The organism is Streptomyces sp. NPDC001980, from assembly GCF_040296885.1.
In the GTDB taxonomy this organism is placed as follows: Bacteria; Actinomycetota; Actinomycetes; order Streptomycetales; family Streptomycetaceae; genus Streptomyces.
Genome location: NZ_JBEOYD010000020.1, coordinates 130,527 through 149,718, shown reverse-complemented (window position 1 = coordinate 149,718; position 19,192 = coordinate 130,527). Strand labels below are relative to the sequence as shown.

Sequence of the window (19,192 nt, the reverse complement as noted above, 5' to 3'; positions counted from 1 at the left end):
GGCCCGCCGGTCCGTCCAAGGGCCGGGCCCTCAGCGCACCCGAGGCCCCGTCGGGCGACGATGCACCCCCACCTGGTTCTCCACCTGGGGGTGGAGAGATTCCGCTCGCTGGAATCCACCCGTGATCCACCCCCGCTCCGATCTGCTGACCTGCGCATTTCCGTAGCGTCGAAGGCGTCGGCAGCTCCCGCTCCCGGCACCGCCCCTTCCCGCTCACGGAGGCTCTGATGTCCGGGCTCGTCAACGCGTTGCTGATCGTGGCCGTCGTCGTCGTGGTGATCGTGCGCCAGTTCCGCGCCCGCCCGATCGACACAGGCAGGCGCTGGTGGCTGGTGCCCGTGATCCTCGCGGTCGTCGCGCTGCGCGAACCCGGCATACTCGACGCCCACCACCGCACCGCCTCCGCCGCGCTGCTCGGCACGGAATTGCTGGTGGGACTGGTGATGGGTGCCGCCTGGGCCTGGACCACCCGGGTGTGGACGGAAGCCGACGGCGTCGTGTGGACCAAGAGCACCAAGGCCAGCGCAATCGTCTGGTTCGGCGGCATAGCCGTGCGGGTCGGTCTCTACGCCCTCGGGGCCGTCGTCGGCGTCCATCAGGACAGCGCGGCCCTCATGCTCGGACTGGCGGTCACCCTGCTGGTCCGCGCCGGCATCCTCGTCTGGCGCGCCCAGTCGCTCCCCTCCACTGCCTCCGTGAGCGGCCCCACCCGGGCGTACGGTGACGACATGGCCCGGGTCACCAGGAAGGAAGGCGTGTGACGGAGAACGCCTGGACGCGCTGGCCCTCACGAGAAGCGCTGGCCCGCGAAGGGCTCTCACGTCCCCGGCGCTCCCTCGCCTGGGGCGTGAGACTGCTCGTCCTCGCCCTGCTGCTGTGGAGTGCCTACAACCAGTCGCACGTCCACGGCTGGGGCATGGCCGCGGCGGTGGCGGGAGTTGTCGTGACCGCCGTGGTCTCCTGGGGATTCTTCCGGACCACCTATGCCCACCGGCTCGTGCCCTCTCTGGTGCTCATCATCGTCCTCCTGGGAATCGCGGTCCTGGCGGAGATCACCGGCTTCCAGGGACCGGCCCTCGTGGTTTGGTGCGGCTGCGGCATCTCCGCCCTGGAGCGGCTGCCGATCGCGATCGCTCTGCCCGTCACGTCCGTGGCCCTGGCCTCGTACTCCGCGTTCAACAACGACGTATGGCTGACCACCGTGGCCACCGTCGTGGGCATGGCGCTCGCCGGGTATGTCCTGCGACTCGACGCCGAGGCCCGGGGAGGTGCCCAGCGGCTGCTCGCCCAGGAGCGTGCCGCGAGAGCGGCCGAGGCCGAGTCGGCGGCGCTGGCGGAGCGGGCCAGGATCGCCCGGGAGATCCACGACGTGCTGGCCCACAGCCTCTCCGCCCAGATGGTGCACCTGGAGGCGGCACGGCTGCTGATCGAGCGCGGAGCCGACCGGGAGCAGATCCTCGAGCGGGTGGTGGCCGCCCGGGGAATGGCCCGCGACGGACTCGCCGAGACCCGCCAGGCCCTGTCCGCGCTGCGCGGGGAGATCACCCCGCTGGAGGACTTCCTGACCGAACTCGTCGGCTCGACCGACGGCGCCGAGATCACCGTGACGGGTGACCGCAGATCTCTGCCCGCGGAGGCGTCGCAGACCGTGCGACGTGTCGCCCAGGAGGCGCTGACGAACGTCCGCAAGCACGCTCATGGCGCCAAGGTCCAGGTGCGGCTGGACTACGGCGAGCACGAAGTGGTGCTGAACGTACGGGACTCGGGTGGTCGTCCCGGCGAGCTGAGCGGCGCCGGCGGCGGGTACGGTCTGCTGGGTATGCGGGAGCGGGCCGAGCTGCTGGGCGGGTCGCTGGAGGCAGGGCGTGACGACGAGGGGTTCGAGGTGAGGTTGAGGGTGCCCGTATGACGGAGACGGAGGGGGAGAAGAAGCCCGCGCGGGTCGTGGTCGCCGACGACCAGACGGTGGTCAGGGAGGGGATCGTGATGCTCCTCGGGCTGCTGCCCGGCGTGGAGGTCGTCGGAGCGGCGGGCGACGGGGAGGAGGCGGTCCGGTTGGTCGCCGAGCTCTCCCCGGACGTGGTGCTGATGGACCTGAGGATGCCGCGCTGCGACGGCGTGGAGGCGACCCGGCGGATCCGGTCGGAGTACCCCGGGACCCAGGTGGTGGTGCTGACGACGTTCGCGGACGACGAGTCGCTGTTCCCGGCGCTGCGGGCCGGCGCCCGCGGTTATCTGACCAAGGACGCGGGCGGTGACGAGATCGTGCGAGCCGTGGAGAGCGTGCTGTCGGGAGACGCGGGACTGTCGCCGAGCATCCAGCGGCGGCTGCTGGAGCGGCTGTCACAGCCTGAACCGGCGCCCGTGGCCACCGAGGCGCCCGACGGGCTGACCGCGCGGGAGACCGAGGTCCTGGTGCTGATCGCGGAGGGGTTCACCAACCAGGAGATCGCCCGGAAGCTGCACGTGTCGACCGCGACCGTGAAGACACACATCAACAACCTGTTCGCCAAGACGGGTCTCAAGGACCGGGCCCAGGCGGTGCGTTACGCCTATGGAAAGGGATTGGTGCGGCCACCAGCGGATTGAGTCACCTGATGGGGTGAAGAGCCCAGGGAAGAAGAGTCGGGGATCTTCCCGATCTGTCCATCCTTGGGCATGCAGTCAAGCAACGGGCGTCACCGCGACGGCGGGGGCGACTCCGAGAGTTCGGCCGGGCGGCACGAGGACCAGGGCGAGTACGGCGCGGCCTCCCGAGAAGTCAGGTACGAGGACCCCTGGTACGACGCGCTGGCCTCCGGCTGGGGCGAGCCGGACGGCACCGGGGAGCCGGCACCGGCCGTACCCGGTGCGCGAACGGAGGTGGACGGGGCGGCCGTTCGGGCCCGTGACGTCTATCTGGAGGTGCAGCGCAGCGCGGCCTTTCAAGAAGTGCGCAGCCGTTATCGGAGATTCGTGGTGCCGGGGGTCGCCGTCTTCCTCACCTGGTACGTGGGGTACGTGGTGACCGCGACGACGGCGCCCGGGCTGATGGCGCGGCCCGTCGCCGGAGCGGTGAACGTGGCGATGGTGGCGGGGCTCGGGCAGTTCCTCACCACGTTCCTGCTCACCTGGGCCTACGCCCGGCACGCGCGGTTGCGCAGGGACCGTGCCGCGCTGGAGCTGCGCTGGGACACCCAGGAGCTGACCCGGGGCGTCCAGGGTGGTGCGTCATGACGGGGCAGCACCAGACGCTGGCGCTGCTGCTGTTCAGTGCCTTCGTCGCCGTGACGCTCGGGATCACGACGTGGGTGAGCCGGAAGCGGCATGGTTCGGCGGAGGAGTTCTATGCCGGCGGGCGGCTCTTCTCCCCGATGGAGAATGGTTTTGCCATCGCGGGTGACTACATGTCGGCGGCCTCCTTCCTCGGCGTGACCGGTCTCATCGCGCTGTTCGGCTACGACGGGCTCCTGTATGTGGTCGGGTTCCTGGTGGCGTGGCTGGTGGTGCTGTTCCTGGTGGCCGAACTGGTGCGCAACTGCGGGCGGTTCACGCTGGCCGACGTGATCGCGGCGCGGATGAGCGAGCGGCCGGTGCGGATCGCGGTGGGGACGTCGTCGGTCACCGTGTCCGTTCTCTATTTGGTGGCGCAGATGGTGGGGGCGGGCAGCCTGGTCGCGCTGCTGCTGGGGCGGACCAGCCAGGCGGCGCAGGCGTGGACGGTCATCGGGGTCGGCGCCCTGATGGTGATCTATGTGTCGCTGGGCGGGATGCGGGCCACCACCTGGATCCAGATCGTGAAGGCGGTGCTGCTGTTGAGCGGGACGGTGGTGCTGACCGTGCTGGTGCTGCTGCGCTTCCACGGCGACATCGACCGGCTGCTGCTCACGGCCGCCGACCGCAGTGGGCACGGGAAGTCGTTCCTGGCGCCGGGACTCAAGTACGGCGGGAGCTGGAGCGCGCGGCTGGACTTCATCAGCCTGGGGCTGGCGCTGGTACTGGGCACGGCGGGCCTGCCGCACATCCTGTCCCGCTTCTACACGGTGCCGACCGCGCGGGCGGCGCGCCGTTCGGCGGTCTGGTCGATCGGGCTGATCGGGAGCTTCTACCTGATGACGATCGTGCTCGGCTTCGGGGCGGCGGCCCTGGTCGGGCCGGACGCGGTGCGTGCGTCGAACGCGTCGGGGAACACGGCCGTGCCGCTGCTGGCGCTCGACCTGGGCGGTGGCGCGGGTTCCACAGGCGGAACGGTTCTGTTCGCCGTCGTCGCCGCCGTTGCCTTCGCGACGATCCTCGCCGTGGTCGCGGGGATCACCCTGGCCTCCTCGGCGTCCGTGGCCCATGACCTCTACGCCTCGCTGCGCAGGCCGCACGCCAAGCACCGCAGCGAGGTCGCGGTGGCGCGCACGGCGGCGGTCGGTATCGGTGTCGTGGCGATCGCCCTCGGCCTGCTGGCCCGGGACATGAACGTCGCCTTCCTCGTGGGGCTCGCCTTCGCGGTGGCGGCCTCGGCGAACCTGCCGGTGCTGCTGTACTCGCTGTTCTGGCGGAACTTCACGACACGCGGCGCGGTGTGGGCCGTATACGGCGGGCTCGTGCCCGCGCTGGGGCTGGTCGTGCTGTCACCGGTGGTGTCCGGGAGCCCGGGCGCGCTGTTCCCGGGGGTGGACTTCCAGTACTTCCCGTTGCAGAACCCGGGGATCGTCTCCGTCCCGCTCGGCTTCCTGGCCGGCTGGCTCGGCACGGTCACCTCGGACGAGGTCCCGGACGAGGCCAGGCACGCGGAGACCGAGGTGCGGTCGCTGACGGGTGCGGGGGCCGTCTAGAGCGGCCGGAAACGGCTACGGCGCCACCCAGGCGTAGCGGTGCTCCGGTCGGCCCGTGTCGCCGTACTTCAGGGAGAGGCGGAGGCGGCCGGCCTGTTCCAGGTGGCGGAGGTAGCGCTGGGCGGTGGAGCGGCTGAGGCCGGTCTCGGCGGCGACCTCGTGGGCGGAGAGCGGATGGTCGGCGCGGTGCAGGACGCCGCAGATGAGGTCCGTGGTGGGCTCGGACTGACCGCTGGGCAGGCCGGGCGCGGACAGCGTCGGTGAGGTGCGCAGGGCGCCGAAGATCCGGTCGACCTGCTCCTGGCCCGTCAGTCCCCGACCGCCGACCCGGTCGACGGTACGGCGCAGGGCCGCGTAGGAGTCCAGGCGGGTGCGCAGGGCGGCGAAGGTGAACGGCTTGACCAGATAGTGCAGGGCGCCCAGGCGCATCGCCTTCTGGACGGTGGTCACATCGCTGGCCGCCGTGATCATGATGACGTCGGTGCGGAGGCCCTGTTCCCGCATGCGGTGGACGAGTTCGAGGCCGGTCTGGTCCGGCAGGTAGTGGTCCAGCAGGACCAGGTCGATGGTGCCGCGGTCCACGGCGGCCAGGGCCTGGGCGGCGCTGTGCGCGCGGGCGGCCACCCGGAAGCCGGGAACCTTCCCCACGTACTTGGCGTTTATCTCAGCGACGCGGAAGTCGTCGTCGACCACCAGGACGTCAATCATCAGGCCTCTCCTTCAAGGCCGGCGAGCGTTAAGCCCGTGTTTCGGCTCCGCAGTTGTAGCGCGAGCAAAAAGAGCACAACAGATGCTTGCGAGCAAAAGAACGGCTTGCGCCCAGAAGACTCCTGCCGTGGTCCGGGTCACACCTACCGTCCCGGCCCATGAGCGCAGACACCAGCCCCGCCATCGAGCTGCGGGGCGCGAGCAAGATCTTCAAGACCCCGTCGGGGGGTCTGCACACGGCCGTCCGCGACCTCGACCTCACCGTCGGGCGCGGTGAGTTCGTGGCCGTCGTGGGGCCGACGGGTTGCGGCAAGTCCACCACGCTGACCTTGGTCAGCGGCCTGGAGGAGCCCAGTGAGGGCGAGGTGCTGGTGGCCGGTGCGCCGGTCGCCGGCGTCGGCGTCGGCGACAAGGTCGGCTTCGTCTTCCAGCAGGACGCCACCTTCCCCTGGCGGACCGTGCTCTCCAACGTGATGGCCGGGCCCCGCTTCCGGGGCGTGCCCAAGGCGGAGGCCAGGGAGAAGGCCCGCGCCTGGCTGGCCAAGGTCGGGCTCGCCGCGTTCGAGGACCGCTATCCGCACCAGCTCTCCGGCGGCCAGCGCAAGCGCGTGGCGCTCGCCGCGACCTTCGTCAACGACCCCGAGATCCTGCTCATGGACGAGCCGTTCTCCGCGCTCGACGTGCAGACCCGGGCCCTGATGTCGGACGAGCTCCTTGAACTGTGGGAGGGCACGGGCGCCTCCGTGGTGTTCGTCACCCACGACCTGGAGGAGTCCATCGCGCTCGCCGACAAGGTCGTCGTCATGACCGCCGGGCCCGCCACCGTGAAGCAGGTCTTCGAGATCGACCTGCCCCGTCCGCGCAAAGTCGAGTCGGTGCGTCTGGAGCCGCGGTTCATCGAGATCTACCGCGAGATCTGGGAGTCCCTCGGCGAAGAGGTCCGCATCACCCGCGAGAGGGGTGCCGCCAATGTCGCCTGAGGTGCTCAGCACACCCGTCGTCGACACGGTGAAGACCGGTCCGGACCGCGCCCGGTCCAGGGCCCAGGCCGCCCGCAGACGCAAGGCGATCGTGTTCGCCGTGCGGGTGCTGCTCCTGGTGGCCGTCCTCGGCCTGTGGGAGGTCCTGTCCCGGGCGAAGTTCATCGACCCGTTCAACTTCTCGATGCCCTCGAAGATCTGGGACCAGATCTGGACCTGGGTGACCCACGGCACCGCGCTCGGTTCCCTCGGCGAGCAGGTCTGGTACACGCTCTACGAGGCGTTGCTCGGCTGGGTCATCGGGGTCATCGCCGGTGTGGTCTTCGGTATCGCCCTCGGGCGGATTGCCTTCCTGGCCGATGTCCTCGGCCCCTACATCAAGGTGCTCAACTCGATCCCCAGGATCGTGCTCGCCCCGATCTTCGTGATCTGGTTCGGTCTCGGCGCGTCCTCCAAGGTCGCCTCGGCCGTCGTGCTGGTGTTCTTCCCGGTGTTCTTCAACGCCTTCCAGGGCGCCCGCGAGGTCGACCGCAACCTGGTCGCCAACGCCCGGATCCTCGGCGCGAGCGACCGCAGGGTGACCCTCCAGGTCGTCATCCCGTCCGCCACCTCGTGGATCTTCACCAGCCTCCACGTCAGCTTCGGCTTCGCCCTCATCGGCGCCATCGTCGGCGAGTACATCGGCGCCACCAAGGGCATCGGCCTGCTCGTCGCGCAGTCGCAGGGCACCTTCAACGCGGCCGGTGTCTACGCCTCGATGACCATCCTCGCCGTCGTCGCGCTCGCCGCCGAAGGGCTCCTCACCTTCGTCGAGCGCCGCATCTTCCGGTGGAAGCCGTCGGGTTCCGACAGCTGAGCCTGCCCCCTCCTCTCCACCCCGCACCGCCTCTCACAAGGACGTGAACCGTCATGCGCAAGTCCGCCAGATACAGCACCCTGGCCGTCGCCGGCCTGCTTGCCCTCTCCTCCCTCACCGCCTGTGCCAACGACGCGGCGAGCACGGCCTCCACCGGCTCCGGCAAGGGCACGAAGGTCAAGATCATGGTCGGTGGCCTGGACAAGGTCATCTACCTGCCGGCCATGCTCACCCAGCGGCTCGGATATTTCGACGCCGAGGGCCTGAACGTGGAACTGCTGACCGAGCCGGCCGGCGTCCAGGCCGAGACGGCGCTCGTCGCCGGGCAGGTGCAGGGCACGGTCGGTTTCTACGACCACACGCTGGACCTGCAGACCAAGGGCAAGGAGGTGGAGTCCGTCGTGCAGTTCTCGCGCGCTCCCGGTGAGGTGGAGGTCGTCTCCACCAAGGCGGCCGGGGACATCACCTCGCCCAAGGACTTCAAGGGCAAGAAGCTCGGCATCACCAGCCTCGGCTCGTCGACCGATTTCCTCACCAAGTACCTCGCCGTCAAGAACGGGGTGAAGGTCAGCGACTTCTCGCCGGTCGCCGTCGGGGCGGGCGCGACCTTCATCTCGGCGCTCCAGCAGGGCTCCATCGACGGCGGCATGACGACCGACCCGACCGTCGCGACGATCCTGGACAAGAAGGCGGGCAAGGTCCTGGTGGACATGCGGACGCCGGAAGGATCCCAGAAGGCGCTCGGCGGGCCGTACCCGTCGTCGAGCCTGTACATGCAGACGGACTGGGTCAACGGTCACAAGGACACCGTCCAGAAGCTGGTCAATGCATTCGTCAAGACGCTCAAGTGGATGTCCACACACAGCGCCGCCGAGATCGCGGCCAAGATGCCCGCCGACTACGCCCAGGGCGACAAGGCCCTCTACACGCAGTCCATCAAGAGCACGCTGCCGATGTTCACCGACGACGGGGTGATGCCCGAGAACGGCCCGGAGACCGTGGAGAAGGTGCTCAAGGCCTTCAACACGAACATCCAGAACGCCGATGTCGACCTGAGCAAGACCTACACGACCGAGTTCGTCGAGGCCGCGAAGTAACACGCCTCAGCCGCGGGTCGCCCACACGTAACGGTGTTCGGGGCGGCCCGCGTCGCCGTACTTGAGGGTCAGCCGGGCCCGTCCGGTGCGTTCCAGGAGCTTCAGATAGCGCTGGGCGGTCTGCCGGCTCACCCCCGTCCGCTCGGCGATCTCCTGGGCCGACAGGGGCCCCTCGGCGCTCATCAGGGACTGGCGGACCAGCTCGGCGGTGGTGGGGGAGTGCCCTTTGGGCAGCCCCGGTTCGGACGGCGCGGACAGGGCGCCGAAAATGCGGTCCACCTCGGCCTGTTCGGCCTCGCCGCCGCCGTCCAGAGTGCGCCGCAGCTGCGCGTAGGCCTCCAGCTTGGCGCGCAACCCCGCGAACGCGAACGGCTTGACCAGGTACTGCAGAGCGCCGTGGCGCATGGCCGCCTGGACGGTCGACACGTCCCGGGCCGCCGTCACCATGATCACGTCGGTCTGGTGGCCGCGCCGGCGCATCTCCTGGACCACCGCGAGACCCGTGTCGTCGGGGAGGTAGTGGTCCATCAGGACGAGGTCGAGGCGTGGCAGGGTCTCCAGCCGGTGCAGGGCCTCGGCCGCGTTGTGCGCCGCGCCGGCCACGTGGAAGCCGGGCACCTTCTCGACGTAGGCGGCGTTGACCCGGGCGACCCGGGTGTCGTCGTCCACGACCAGGACCTCGATCATCGGGTCTCCTCCCCGGCCGGGGTGAACGCCGGTTCGAGCGCCGTCGCCGGCTCCAGTTCCGGCTCGGTCAGCGCCTCGGGGAGCACGACCGTGAACTGCGCGCCCCCGCCCTCCGGTTCACCCACGGTCGCGGTGCCGCCCTGCCGTTCGGCGAGCCGGCGCACCAGGGAGAGCCCGATGCCGCGCTTGCCGTGCGCGGGCGGCTTCTTGGTGGACCAGCCCTCCGTGAAGACCAGCTCCCGCTGTGCCGCCGGGATCCCGGGCCCCGTGTCACGCACCCTGAGGACGATCGCGCGGCCCTCCGCACACAACTCGACCTCCACGCGTGCGTGCGGCGTACCGGCGACCGCGTCCAGCGCGTTGTCCACCAGGTTGCCCACGACCGTGACCAGCCCCCTGGGGTCGATCAGCCGGTCCGGGAGCCGGGTGCGGTCGGACACCCACAGGGCGACCCCGCGCTCGGCCGCGACGGTGGCCTTGCCGACCAGCAGGGCGGCCAGCAGCGGGTCCTGAATCTTCTCCGTGACCTGCTCGGCGGTGACCCGGTGGTCGCCGACCACCTCGCCGACGAACTCCACGGCGTCGTCGAACATCTCCAGCTCCAGCAGCCCGAGCAGGGTGTGCATGCGGTTGGCGTGCTCGTGGTCCTGGGCGCGCAGGGCGTCGATCAGGCCGCGCGTGGAGTCGAGTTCGCGGCCGAGCTGCTCCAACTCGGTGCGATCGCGCAGGGTGGCGACCGCACCGCCGTCGTCGGTGGGCATGCGGTTGGCGACCAGGACCCGCTGACCGCGCACGGTGAGCAGGTCGGTGCCGGTGACCCGGCCGGCCAGGACGTCGGTGGTACGGCCCGCGCCGAGCGCGTCGTCGGGGGAGCGGCCGACGGCCTCGTCGCCGATGCCCAGGAGCCGCCGCGCCTCGTCGTTCAGCAGGCGGATACGGCCGCCGCGGTCGAGGGCGACGACGCCCTCCCGGATGCCGTGCAGCATCGCCTCGCGCTCCGCGAGCAGCGCCGAGATGTCGGAGAAGGCCAGGTCGCGGGTCTGCCGCTGCACTCTCCGGGAGATCAGCCAGGCGGCCAGCGCGCCGACCGCGAGCGCCCCGCCGGCATAGGCGAACAGCCCGGGGATCGTGCTGAGCAGCCGCGCCCGCACGCTGTCGTACGCGATGCCGACGGAGACCGCCCCGATGATCCGGTGCTTCGCGTCGTACAGCGGCACCTTGCCGCGCGCGGAGCGCCCCAGGGTGCCGTTGTCGATCTGCATGACCTCCTTGCCGGCCAGTGCCTCCCGGGGGTCGGTCGAGACGTGCCGGCCGATCTCCGAGGGTGTGGTGTGCGACCAGCGGAATCCGCCCCGGTCCATCACCACGATGTACTCGGCGTTCGTGGCCTTCCGGATCCGCTCGGCCTCCTTCTGCACCGGCCCGTGCACGCTGGGCCGGGTGGTCAGGACGCCCTCGGCGATCTGCGGGTCCTGGGCGGTGGTCTCGGCGATCGCCAGCGCCCTGCGCATCGCCTCCTGGTCCAGCTGCTTGCTCAGCGGTGCCAGGAAGAGCCCGGTCGCGAGCACCGCGACCCCGGCGGCGATGGCCAGCTGCATCAACAGGACCTGGGAGAACACCTTCCGGGGCAGCCGGGGGCGAAGACGGCGCACGGGGGGCGTGGGGCTCATACCCACGACGGTACGTGCGCGGGTGCGCCGTGTTTAAGGGGGTGTGGTGTGGATCTCTTGACCAGTTCTTGAGAAAGACCGGGTCAGCTCGCCAGCGCCGTCGTCGCGCGCAGCTCCCGCACCGACACCACGTCCATCCGGGCCGGCGACCCCAGCACCGACACCCCGCAGCTCTCCGGGCGTGGCGGCAGCGAGGCGCCCTGGGCCACGCACACCCGCCAGCGGCGGCCGTCGGTGTGGGCGACCGTGACCTTCCAGCGCGGAGCCGCGCCCTCGGTCCGTACGACGCTCAGTGCGCCCGCCGTGTACTCGTCCGCCGCCTCGCGCACGGCCAGTTCGGCCGCCTGGCCGGGGCGTTCCCAGGCGGAGCAGCCGCGGCACCCCTCCAGCACCACACGACCCTCGTGGATGCCGTGCAGGACCTCCTTGACGGCATGGGCCTCGGCCCGGCCGTACACGTAGCCGTACGGGAGGACGAGCACCGTCGGCGAGAAGCGATGACCACCCAGATGGGTGACCTCCCAGGTGCCCGTCGCACCGGACGCGACCAGCTCGGCGGCGAGCGGGCGGCCCAGCAGGGCGCAGCAGCGGTCGCGCCTGCCGTTGGTGCACACGAGCGCGAGCGGGCTGCCCGGGTGCGGCCGGCCGCCGAGCGCCGCGCCGAACGAACGGTGGTCGCCCGCGCCGAGCGCGGCGAAGTCGAGGCTGAGCAGGCGGGCCGGATCGCGGGTGGTGGCGCTGTGCAGCCAGACGTTCCCGGGGACCGTGTGGGCGACGTACACCTGGCGGACGGCGGGGGTGCCGGGATCGGCGTGGCGGCCGGGGCGGCGGATGAGGGCGATCCGTACTCCGGTCCCCTGGGCGGCGGCCTCCAGGGCGCGGCCCACTGCGGGGTCCAGATGGCTCGAAGTGAGCGCCTTGGGACCCCACGGGCCGGGTTGTTCCAGCAGCAGCCACGTCGTCGCGGTGGCGGCGGTACCCGAAACGGGCTCGTCGAGCATCCGGGAGACGGTTGCGCACCTACTCACAGAGGTGAGCCTAACCTGACTTTGCCCGGGGTGACTTCCGGCCTCCTCCGTTCGCGCCTCCGAAGAGGTTGCCGAAAGGCGGTTACGGCAGAGGTTGTGGCGGTTTCGGGCCTACGTAGTGGCCGCTGGGGCGCATGCGCAGCGGGCGTTCGCCGTACTCCTCCAGGGCGTGGGCGATCCAGCCCGCCGTCCGGGCGACGGCGAAGATCGTCTCGCCCGCGGTGGCCGGCATCCCGCAGGAGGCCGTGAACACGGCGAGCGCCAGGTCGACGTTGGCGTGCAGCGGCGTGTGCCGGGCGGTCGTGGCGACGATGTCCCGGGCCGCGAGCAGGGCGGGCTCCGCGCGGGGGACGCCCTCCAGCAGTGCGAACAGCGCACGCGCGCGTGGGTCCTCACCCTGGTAGAGGCGGTGGCCGAGGCCGGGGATGCGGCGGCCCGCGCGGAGTTCGTCCGCGATCACGGTGACGGCGGTGCCCTGGTCGAGGACGTCGAGCAGCAACCGGTGGGCGAGGCCGCTGGAGGCACCGTGCAGGGGGCCTTCGAGCACGCCGAGCCCCGCCGACACGGCCGCGTACGCGTGCGCACGGGCGGAGGCGGCGACCCGGACGGCGAGGGTGGAGGCGGCCAGGTCGTGGTCGACGAGCAGCGCGAGCGCGGTGTCCAGGACACGGAGTTCGGCGTCACCGGGGTCGATGCCGGTCAGCCGGCGCCACAGGCGGTGGGCCAGTGGGCCGTCGTCGTGCCCCCGCCGGCGCCGCACCGGGAGCGCGGCCACGAGCGTGGGGATCAGCACGCGCGCGGCGCCCAGGACGGACTCCTCGGACAGGTCGAAGCGCAGCGGGTCCTCGGCGGCCGCGGCGATCGTGGCGACCCGCAGCCGGTCGGTGGGCGAGGTGTGCTCGGGCAGTGCGTCGACGGCCCGGCGGGCGACCGCGACGGTGGCCTCCGGGGCGGTGAAGGTCATGCCCCGGGTCATGCGGCCCGTCCACAGCCACTCGGCCACCTCCTCGTAGGAGTGGTGCGCGGCGAGCTCGGTGGCGTCGACGCCCCGGAAGAAGTACCGGTCCTTGTCGATCAGCGTGATCCCGGTGCGCACCGACAGATCACCGCCGGAGCCCGGACTCCCGGCGGCCTCCCGCCTGTTGCGCCGGGCGAGCGCCGCCACCTCCCCGGCGTCGAAGGTGCTGGCACGACCCCCGGGCTCGCGTCTGCTGCTGAGCTGGCCCCGGCTCACGTAGGCGTACACGGTCTCGGGCTTCACACCGAGCAGCTCGGCGGTCTCCCTGGTGCTCAGCCGCCGCGTGGGACTGCCGGGAGCGGGGTGTTGATCGCGCATGGGCGTCACCGTAGCCGCTCCGGCATGGATTGACTCGATCAATGTTGACGGAGTCGAGTGGCCCAGGTGAAGGCGATGGTGTGGTTGCCGTGCCGGACGCCCCGGTCCTCGGCGTGCCACAGCACGGCCCGGGAGAGCACCGCCCGCTCCACGCCGGCGCCCCGCCGCCGGAGGTCGGCGGCGGTGTCGGCGTGGGTGACGCGGACGACGTCCTGCTCGATGACCGGGCCCTCGTCGAGGTCCTCGGTGACGTGGTGCGCGGTCGCGCCGACGAGTTTCACGCCCCGTTCCTCGGCCTTGGCGTACGGCCCGGCGCCGATGAAGGCGGGGAGGAACGAGCGGCCGGTGTCGCGCGGTAGCTCACCGGCGGCATCCCACCGAGCCGGTCGGGTGACGTTTCCACGCGGTCGGCTTCGCACGCGGTGATCCGCCGGTGGAGCCCTCCCGTCGCCGCCGGTGACGACGGCGGTCGTCAGGACCATAAGCTCACTGCATGACCGACCACACCCGTACGCTCTCCCTCGTCCTGGGTCTGATCAGGAGCGGAGCGGCCGTGACCAGGCCCGACCTCGGCCGGCAGACCGGGCTGGGCCGGACGATCATCACGCAGCGGGTGGACCACGCGGTCCGGATCGGCCTGGTGGCCGAGGGCGAGCCGGCCCCCTCCACCGGCGGACGGCCCTCCCGCATCCTGCGGATCGCGTCCGGTCGCGGTGCCGTCCTCGGCGCGGTGTTCGGCGCCACCCATCTGCACGCCGCGGTGACCGACCTCGACGGCACGCTGATCGCCGACCGTCGGGTGCCGTGGGACATCGAGTCGGGCCCCGAGGCGTCCCTGGCCACGCTGGTCGAGACGGCGGGGCCGCTGCTGAGCCCGGAGCTGCGGGAGCGCCTGTGGGGGGTGTGCGTGGGCGTCCCCGGACCGGTCGACTTCGCCCGCGGGATGCCGGTGCGGCCGCCCATCATGGCCGGCTGGCACGGTTTCCCGCTCCGGGACCGGCTCGAAGCCCACTACGACGTGCCGGCCTGGGTCGACAACGACGCCAACCTGATGGCGCTGGGCGCCTGGAGCCGGACCCGGGCGGCGGCGGGCGACAACCTGCTGCTCGTCAAGGCGAGCACCGGGATCGGCCTGGGCCTGATGTCCAGGGGCCGGCTGCACCGGGGAGCGCGCGGCGCGGCCGGCGACCTCGGGCACACCATCGTCGCCGAGGAGTCCCGGCACCGGTGCCGGTGCGGCAAGTTCGGGTGCCTCGAAGCGTTCGCGGGCGGCTGGGCCCTCACCCGTGACGCACGTGCCGCGGCCCTGGAGGGGCGCAGCCCCTTCCTGGCCGAGCGCCTGGAACGTCTGGAGCGCCGGGACGCGCCGTTGGCCGTCACCGACGTGCTCGACGGCTGCCGGGCCGGCGACCGGGTCAGCACCGAGCTCGTCACCAGGGCGGGCGAGCTGGTCGGCGGGCAACTGGCCACGCTCGTCAGTGTCTTCAATCCCTCGACGGTCTACCTCGCGGGAGTGCTGGCGCAGGCGGGCGACGTCTTCCGGGACCCCGTCGCGGAGGTCGTGGCCAGGCGCTCCCTGCCGCTGGCCACCGACGAACTCGTCATCGCCCGGGTCGACCTCGGCCGCGCCGAGGGGGTCGTCGGAGCGGCGACCCTGGCCATCGACGAGCTGCTGCACCCGGACCTGCTCGACCAGTGGCTCCGGCACGGCAGCCCGCGCGGGATCCGCGCACGCACCGCCGACCTCACCGAGCCGCTTCCCCTCGACGTGCCGCTGGCGGGTGCGCGGTAGCAGCTCACCTGTCCGCAGTCGGTACGTCGGTCCAGCCGCCGCCGCGCGCCGAGTCGACGACCGCCTGGGCGAGCTCTGCCGCGCGCAGTCCGTCGGCGAAGGACGGCATCCCGGTGACCTGTTCGCCGCGGATCGCCGCGTAGGCGTCGGCCACGAAGTCGGCGAAGGCCTCGTAGTAGCCCTGCGGATGCCCGGACGGCAGGCCGGCCGCCCGCCCGGTGGGGGCTCCGGGCCGGTTCGGGTCGCGCAGCAGCACCTCGTTGGCGTTCCGGCCGCCGATCCACAGCGACTCAGGGGTCTCCTGGCGGAACGCGTAGCTGGCGTCCGGCCCGTCGAAGGAGAACGACAGCGCGTTCTTGTACCCGGCGGAGACCTGGCTGACCACCACCGATCCGATCGCGCCGGCGTCGGTTTCGAGGAGGACGACCGCGCCGTCCTCGGTCTCCACGGGACGAGGGGTGCCGTCCGCCGCCGGGCGCGCCGGGACCGCGCGGGCGAAGGACGCGTTCACCCGGGTGATCCGCTGCCCGGTCACGAACTCGGCGAGATCGCACCAGTGGACCCCGATGTCCCCGAACGCGCGCGTGGCACCGCCGTCCGCCGGGTCGACCCGCCAGTTGGTGGCCTCGGTGTCGGCGAGCCAGTCCTGCAGATAGCTGCCGTGGATCAGCCAGGGCGGCCGGTGCCCCGGCCTCAGGATCCGCTTGCGTGCCTCCCGCACGGACGCGTAGTAGCGGTAGACGAAGGGCACGGCGGTGACCAGCCCGCGCTCCGCCGCCAGTTCGGTGAGTTCGCGTGCGGTCGCGGCATCGGTGGCCAGCGGCTTCTCGCAGACGACCGGCACACCGGCGGCGAGGGCCGCACGGCAGAAGCCGGCGTGTGTGGCGTTGGGCGTGCACACGTGCAGCACGTCCACCCCGTGCCGCAGCAGGTCCTCGACCGAGTCGAAGCCCTGGCCGGCCCGGAACTCCGCGGCGGCGCGGCGGCCCTTTCCGGGCGTCGATCCGACCACGCCCACCACCTCGCCGCCGGCCACGAGCGCCGACCGGGTATGCACGGCCCCCATGAAGCCGGTACCGATGACACCGACGCGCATGACACGCACCTCTTCTCTCTCCCCGGAGCTAACGCGTGAACAGATCGAAAAAACGGAGAGCGATCACTTCCGCAAGGTCGACTTTTGCTCACCGTAAGCTAAAGTGGCGGGAACGCCAAGGAGGCCGCACATGAACCAGAGCCAGGCACAGAGCCGGGAACCGGCCCGGCAGCCGGTCACCCTCTTCACCGGTCAGTGGGCGGATCTGCCGTTCGAGGAGGTGGCGCGGCTGGCGAGCGAGTGGGGCTACGACGGACTGGAGATCGCGGCCTCCGGCGACCACCTGGACCTGGCCCGTGCCGAGGCCGACCCCGACTACCTGCCCCACCGGCAGGCGATCCTGGAGCGCCACGGGCTGAAGGTCTGGGCGATCTCCCACCATCTCGGCGGCCAGGCCGTGTGCGACGACCCGATCGACTTCCGCCACCAGGCGATCCTGCGCCCGGAGATCTGGGGCGACGGCGACCCGGAGGGCGTCCGGCAGCGCGCGGCCGAGGACATGAAGCGCGCCGCCCGCATCGCCCGCAGGCTCGGCGCCGACACCGTCGTCGGGTTCACCGGATCGAAGATCTGGAAGTACGTGGCGATGTTCCCGCCGGTCTCCCAGGCGGTGATCGACGAGGGGTACGAGGACTTCGCGCGCCGCTGGAACCCGATCCTCGACGTATTCGACGCCGAGGGCGTGCGCTTCGCCCACGAGGTCCATCCGTCCGAGATCGCCTACGACTACTGGACGAGCGAGCGCACCCTCGAGGCGATCGGCCGCCGCCCGGCCTTCGGCTTCAACTGGGACCCTTCGCACATGATCTGGCAGGGCGTGGACCCCGTCGGCTTCATCACGGACTTCGCCGACCGCATCTACCACGTCGACTGCAAGGACACCCGCCTGCGGCCGCCGTCGGGACGCGCCGGGATCCTCGGCTCCCACCTGCCCTGGGGCGACCCGCGCCGGCGCTGGGACTTCGTCTCCGTCGGCCACGGCGATATGCCCTGGGAGGACGCCTTCCGCGCCCTGGCCGCCATCGGCTACGACGGCCCCGTCTCGGTGGAGTGGGAGGACGCGGGCATGGACCGGCTGCACGGCGCGGCCGAGGCCGTCGGCCGGATCCGCTCCGCCCTGTGGCCACTGCCGAAGGCGTCGTTCGACTCGGCGTTCAGCAACCAGTGAGCGCCCCGGGCGGGGTGACCGGCCGTTGACCTCGCCCGGGCAGCCGCCCACCCGACGAGCCTTGATGAGGCATCACAGTCCGCCGCACCCTCCCCTGCGGCGGGCGACACCCCGCTGAGCAGGGTCACCGAGCCCCGGGAGGCCCGTCACCTCGTCCAGCGTGCACGTCCTGTCCGTGGCCGCCGGGGACGGCAGCCTCACCCGGCTCAACTCCCGCCCCGCACCCGGCCCCCGGCCCGTCTACCTCGCGTTCGACGAGCGCCGGGGCGTCCGCGTCTCCACCGACCACGGCGACTTCGACCACGTCGACCACGTCTTCCGCGCGGACGACGGCACCTGGACGGTCGGGTATCTCTACGACGACTCGACCGACGCCGTCTCCGGACGGGCGTCGCCTGGTTCCGCGTCGCCGACGACGGCACGCTCACCCGGGCGGGAGACGTCCGCCTCGCCTGCTCCCTCCCCCCCCGGGCGTCGCGGCCCGCGGCTTCGCCTTCGATCCGTCGGGCACGTTCCTGCTCGTCGCCGACCGGCCGACCTGGTGCGCTCGTGCGCGGTCGACGGCGCCGACGGGACGTTGCCGCCGCTGACGGAGACGCATGTTCAGCAACCGGCGTTCATCGCGTTCGCGGAGCCGACTGGATGGCTAGTTGATTCAATCAATGTTGACGGAATTCCATCAATGATGGACAGTCGAATCATGTTCAGGGAGGAAAAACGGAGGCAGGTCATGACCGTCAACAGGAGTGCGTCGGTCCTCGTCGAGGTGCCGCGCGGGCTCGCCGGTGTCGTCGTCACGGACACCGAGGTCGGTGACGTCCGGGGGAGCGAGGGCTTCTACCACTATCGCCAGTACTCGGCGGTCGAACTCGCCCGCACCCGTGGCTTCGAGGACGTCTGGCACCTCCTGATCCACGGCGACCTGCCGGACCCGGAGCGCGCGGCCGCCTTCGCCGCCGAGACCGCCGCGCTCCGGCGCCTGCCCGACGGGGTCCGGACGGCCCTGCCCGAGGTGGCCGCGGCGAGCCGTACGTCCGGGCCGCTGGCCGGCCTGCGCACCGCCCTCTCGCTGCTCGGCGCGGCCAAGGGGTTCCGGCCGGTGTACGACATCGACGCGGACCGGCGCCGGGCCGACACGGTCGCCGCGTGTGCGGCCGTACCGACGCTGCTCACGGCGCTGTACCGGCTGGGGCAGGGGCTCGACCCGGTGGAGCCGCGCGAGGACCTGTCGTACGCGGCCAACTACCTCTACATGCTGACGGGCACGGAACCGGATCCCCGGCGGGCGCGTGCGGTCGAGCAATACCTGATCTCAACCATTGATCACGGATTCAATGCATCAACGTTCACCGCACGCGTCATCGCGTCGACGGGCGCCGATGTAGCGGCCTGCCTCGTGGGTGCCGTCGGCGCCCTGTCCGGGCCGCTGCACGGGGGTGCGCCCAGCCGTGCGCTGGACACCCTGGACGCGATCGCGACACCGGACCGGATCGACCCGTGGATCCGCGAACGGGTCCTCGCCGGTGACCGCGTGATGGGCTTCGGGCACGCGGTCTACCGCACGGAGGACCCCCGTTCCCGCATGCTCCGCGAGATCGCCCAGGACTTCGGCGGCCCCCGGGTCGAGTTCGCCGTGGAGGTCGAACGCCACGTCGAGCGCATACTCGCCGAGCTGAAGCCCGGCCGCGAACTCCACACCAACGTGGAGTTCTACGCGGGCGTGGTCATGGAACTGTGCGGCCTGCCCCGGGAGATGTTCACCCCGACGTTCGCGGCGGCCCGCGCGATCGGCTGGAGCGCCAACATCCTGGAACAGGCGACGGACTCGAAGATCATCCGGCCGGTGGCACGGTATGTGGGGCCGGAGCCGGGGGTGGTCAACGCCGTCACCGCGTAGCCGGAACGGGGTGTGGTGTCCGGTCCGGTGGGATTTCCTATCCTGGACCGGCCCGCCACCCCGCCCGCGCGA

17 protein-coding genes and 1 pseudogene are annotated in these 19,192 nt (G+C 71.7%); 11 read left to right on the top strand and 7 right to left on the bottom strand.

Annotation, left to right across the window (positions count from 1 at the left end; genetic code table 11):
- Nucleotides 1–227: 227 nt before the first annotated feature.
- The 5 genes from ABT137_RS28605 to ABT137_RS28585 all read left to right on the top strand — a co-directional run bounded on the left by ABT137_RS28605 (nt 228) and on the right by ABT137_RS28585 (nt 4,805).
- On the top strand, nt 228–761 hold the full coding sequence (locus ABT137_RS28605; RefSeq protein ID WP_351713852.1) for a DUF1453 domain-containing protein: 534 nt from the start codon (nt 228–230) through the stop codon (nt 759–761).
- Complete coding sequence (locus ABT137_RS28600; protein ID WP_351713850.1) at nt 758–1,909, top strand: sensor histidine kinase; 1,152 nt, start codon at nt 758–760, stop codon at nt 1,907–1,909. The genes ABT137_RS28605 and ABT137_RS28600 overlap by 4 nt, the downstream gene beginning before the upstream one ends.
- Nucleotides 1,906–2,589 carry a response regulator transcription factor gene (locus ABT137_RS28595; protein ID WP_217552983.1) on the top strand — a complete coding sequence of 228 codons (684 nt, stop codon included), beginning with the start codon at nt 1,906–1,908 and terminating at the stop codon, nt 2,587–2,589. Before ABT137_RS28600 ends, ABT137_RS28595 begins: the two co-directional genes overlap by 4 nt.
- Nucleotides 2,590–2,658: 69 nt before the next feature.
- Nucleotides 2,659–3,216 (top strand): DUF485 domain-containing protein, encoded by a 558-nt coding sequence (locus ABT137_RS28590; RefSeq protein ID WP_351713848.1) that lies wholly within the window; start codon nt 2,659–2,661, stop codon nt 3,214–3,216.
- The gene (locus ABT137_RS28585; protein ID WP_351713846.1) at nt 3,213–4,805 is read left to right on the top strand and encodes a monocarboxylic acid transporter; all 1,593 of its coding nucleotides are present in this window, start codon (nt 3,213–3,215) and stop codon (nt 4,803–4,805) included. The genes ABT137_RS28590 and ABT137_RS28585 overlap by 4 nt, the downstream gene beginning before the upstream one ends.
- Nucleotides 4,806–4,820: 15 nt before the next feature.
- On the opposite strand, the gene ABT137_RS28580 is transcribed toward ABT137_RS28585, so the two are convergent.
- A complete protein-coding gene (locus tag ABT137_RS28580; protein ID WP_351713844.1) occupies nt 4,821–5,513 on the bottom strand; it encodes a response regulator in 693 nt (230 codons plus the stop codon).
- 158 nt (nt 5,514–5,671) lie between these two features.
- Here ABT137_RS28580 and ABT137_RS28575 point away from each other — a divergent pair, with 158 nt between their 5' ends.
- From ABT137_RS28575 to ABT137_RS28565, 3 genes are read left to right on the top strand one after another with little or no spacing between them, the layout of a single operon-like run.
- Nucleotides 5,672–6,493: an ABC transporter ATP-binding protein gene (locus tag ABT137_RS28575; protein ID WP_351713842.1), complete on the top strand. Its 822-nt coding sequence runs from the start codon at nt 5,672–5,674 to the stop codon at nt 6,491–6,493.
- Nucleotides 6,483–7,349, top strand: coding sequence for an ABC transporter permease (locus tag ABT137_RS28570; RefSeq protein WP_351713840.1), 867 nt, complete (start codon nt 6,483–6,485; stop codon nt 7,347–7,349). Before ABT137_RS28575 ends, ABT137_RS28570 begins: the two co-directional genes overlap by 11 nt.
- Before the next feature lie 53 nt (nt 7,350–7,402).
- Nucleotides 7,403–8,446: an ABC transporter substrate-binding protein gene (locus tag ABT137_RS28565; protein ID WP_351713838.1), complete on the top strand. Its 1,044-nt coding sequence runs from the start codon at nt 7,403–7,405 to the stop codon at nt 8,444–8,446.
- 6 nt (nt 8,447–8,452) lie between these two features.
- On the opposite strand, the gene ABT137_RS28560 is transcribed toward ABT137_RS28565, so the two are convergent.
- The 5 genes and pseudogenes from ABT137_RS28560 to ABT137_RS28540 form a co-directional block, all read right to left on the bottom strand.
- Nucleotides 8,453–9,133: a response regulator gene (locus ABT137_RS28560; protein ID WP_351713836.1), complete on the bottom strand. Its 681-nt coding sequence runs from the start codon at nt 9,131–9,133 to the stop codon at nt 8,453–8,455.
- Nucleotides 9,130–10,803, bottom strand: coding sequence for an ATP-binding protein (locus tag ABT137_RS28555; RefSeq protein ID WP_351713834.1), 1,674 nt, complete (start codon nt 10,801–10,803; stop codon nt 9,130–9,132). The genes ABT137_RS28560 and ABT137_RS28555 overlap by 4 nt, the downstream gene beginning before the upstream one ends.
- A gap of 83 nt (nt 10,804–10,886) precedes the next feature.
- Nucleotides 10,887–11,831 carry a ferredoxin family protein gene (locus tag ABT137_RS28550; RefSeq protein WP_351713832.1) on the bottom strand — a complete coding sequence of 315 codons (945 nt, stop codon included), beginning with the start codon at nt 11,829–11,831 and terminating at the stop codon, nt 10,887–10,889.
- Nucleotides 11,832–11,913: 82 nt separating this feature from the next.
- Nucleotides 11,914–13,167 carry a citrate/2-methylcitrate synthase gene (locus ABT137_RS28545; RefSeq protein WP_351713830.1) on the bottom strand — a complete coding sequence of 418 codons (1,254 nt, stop codon included), beginning with the start codon at nt 13,165–13,167 and terminating at the stop codon, nt 11,914–11,916.
- A gap of 38 nt (nt 13,168–13,205) precedes the next feature.
- Nucleotides 13,206–13,505 (bottom strand): annotated as a pseudogene (locus ABT137_RS28540) (formyltransferase family protein); the annotation flags it as partial.
- Between the two features lie 155 nt (nt 13,506–13,660).
- On the opposite strand from ABT137_RS28540, the gene ABT137_RS28535 reads away from it, so the two are divergent.
- The gene (locus ABT137_RS28535) at nt 13,661–14,959 is read left to right on the top strand and encodes an ROK family protein (protein WP_351713828.1); all 1,299 of its coding nucleotides are present in this window, start codon (nt 13,661–13,663) and stop codon (nt 14,957–14,959) included.
- Nucleotides 14,960–14,963: 4 nt separating this feature from the next.
- Here the strand turns inward: ABT137_RS28535 and ABT137_RS28530 are convergent, their stop codons facing one another.
- Nucleotides 14,964–16,055 carry a Gfo/Idh/MocA family protein gene (locus ABT137_RS28530; protein WP_351713826.1) on the bottom strand — a complete coding sequence of 364 codons (1,092 nt, stop codon included), beginning with the start codon at nt 16,053–16,055 and terminating at the stop codon, nt 14,964–14,966.
- Nucleotides 16,056–16,185: 130 nt separating this feature from the next.
- On the opposite strand from ABT137_RS28530, the gene ABT137_RS28525 reads away from it, so the two are divergent.
- Both ABT137_RS28525 and ABT137_RS28520 read left to right on the top strand, forming a co-directional pair.
- Nucleotides 16,186–17,223, top strand: a complete 1,038-nt coding sequence (locus tag ABT137_RS28525; protein ID WP_351713824.1) for a sugar phosphate isomerase/epimerase family protein — start codon at nt 16,186–16,188, stop codon at nt 17,221–17,223.
- 730 nt (nt 17,224–17,953) lie between these two features.
- Nucleotides 17,954–19,120: a citrate synthase gene (locus ABT137_RS28520; protein WP_351713822.1), complete on the top strand. Its 1,167-nt coding sequence runs from the start codon at nt 17,954–17,956 to the stop codon at nt 19,118–19,120.
- Nucleotides 19,121–19,192 lie beyond the last annotated feature (72 nt).

Bases quoted from the DNA above. Each gene is read 5' to 3' on its own strand.
- ABT137_RS28520 (WP_351713822.1), top strand. From the start codon at position 17,954: ATGACCGTCAACAGGAGTGCGTCGGTCCTCGTCGAGGTGCCGCGCGGG.
- ABT137_RS28565 (WP_351713838.1), top strand. From the start codon at position 7,403: ATGCGCAAGTCCGCCAGATACAGCACCCTGGCCGTCGCCGGCCTGCTT.
- ABT137_RS28605 (WP_351713852.1), top strand. From the start codon at position 228: ATGTCCGGGCTCGTCAACGCGTTGCTGATCGTGGCCGTCGTCGTCGTG.
- ABT137_RS28580 (WP_351713844.1), bottom strand. From the start codon at position 5,513: ATGATTGACGTCCTGGTGGTCGACGACGACTTCCGCGTCGCTGAGATA.
- ABT137_RS28570 (WP_351713840.1), top strand. From the start codon at position 6,483: ATGTCGCCTGAGGTGCTCAGCACACCCGTCGTCGACACGGTGAAGACC.
- ABT137_RS28575 (WP_351713842.1), top strand. From the start codon at position 5,672: ATGAGCGCAGACACCAGCCCCGCCATCGAGCTGCGGGGCGCGAGCAAG.
- ABT137_RS28555 (WP_351713834.1), bottom strand. From the start codon at position 10,803: ATGAGCCCCACGCCCCCCGTGCGCCGTCTTCGCCCCCGGCTGCCCCGG.
- ABT137_RS28530 (WP_351713826.1), bottom strand. From the start codon at position 16,055: ATGCGCGTCGGTGTCATCGGTACCGGCTTCATGGGGGCCGTGCATACC.
- ABT137_RS28545 (WP_351713830.1), bottom strand. From the start codon at position 13,167: ATGCGCGATCAACACCCCGCTCCCGGCAGTCCCACGCGGCGGCTGAGC.
- ABT137_RS28560 (WP_351713836.1), bottom strand. From the start codon at position 9,133: ATGATCGAGGTCCTGGTCGTGGACGACGACACCCGGGTCGCCCGGGTC.
- ABT137_RS28525 (WP_351713824.1), top strand. From the start codon at position 16,186: ATGAACCAGAGCCAGGCACAGAGCCGGGAACCGGCCCGGCAGCCGGTC.
- ABT137_RS28535 (WP_351713828.1), top strand. From the start codon at position 13,661: ATGACCGACCACACCCGTACGCTCTCCCTCGTCCTGGGTCTGATCAGG.
- ABT137_RS28585 (WP_351713846.1), top strand. From the start codon at position 3,213: ATGACGGGGCAGCACCAGACGCTGGCGCTGCTGCTGTTCAGTGCCTTC.
- ABT137_RS28595 (WP_217552983.1), top strand. From the start codon at position 1,906: ATGACGGAGACGGAGGGGGAGAAGAAGCCCGCGCGGGTCGTGGTCGCC.
- ABT137_RS28590 (WP_351713848.1), top strand. From the start codon at position 2,659: ATGCAGTCAAGCAACGGGCGTCACCGCGACGGCGGGGGCGACTCCGAG.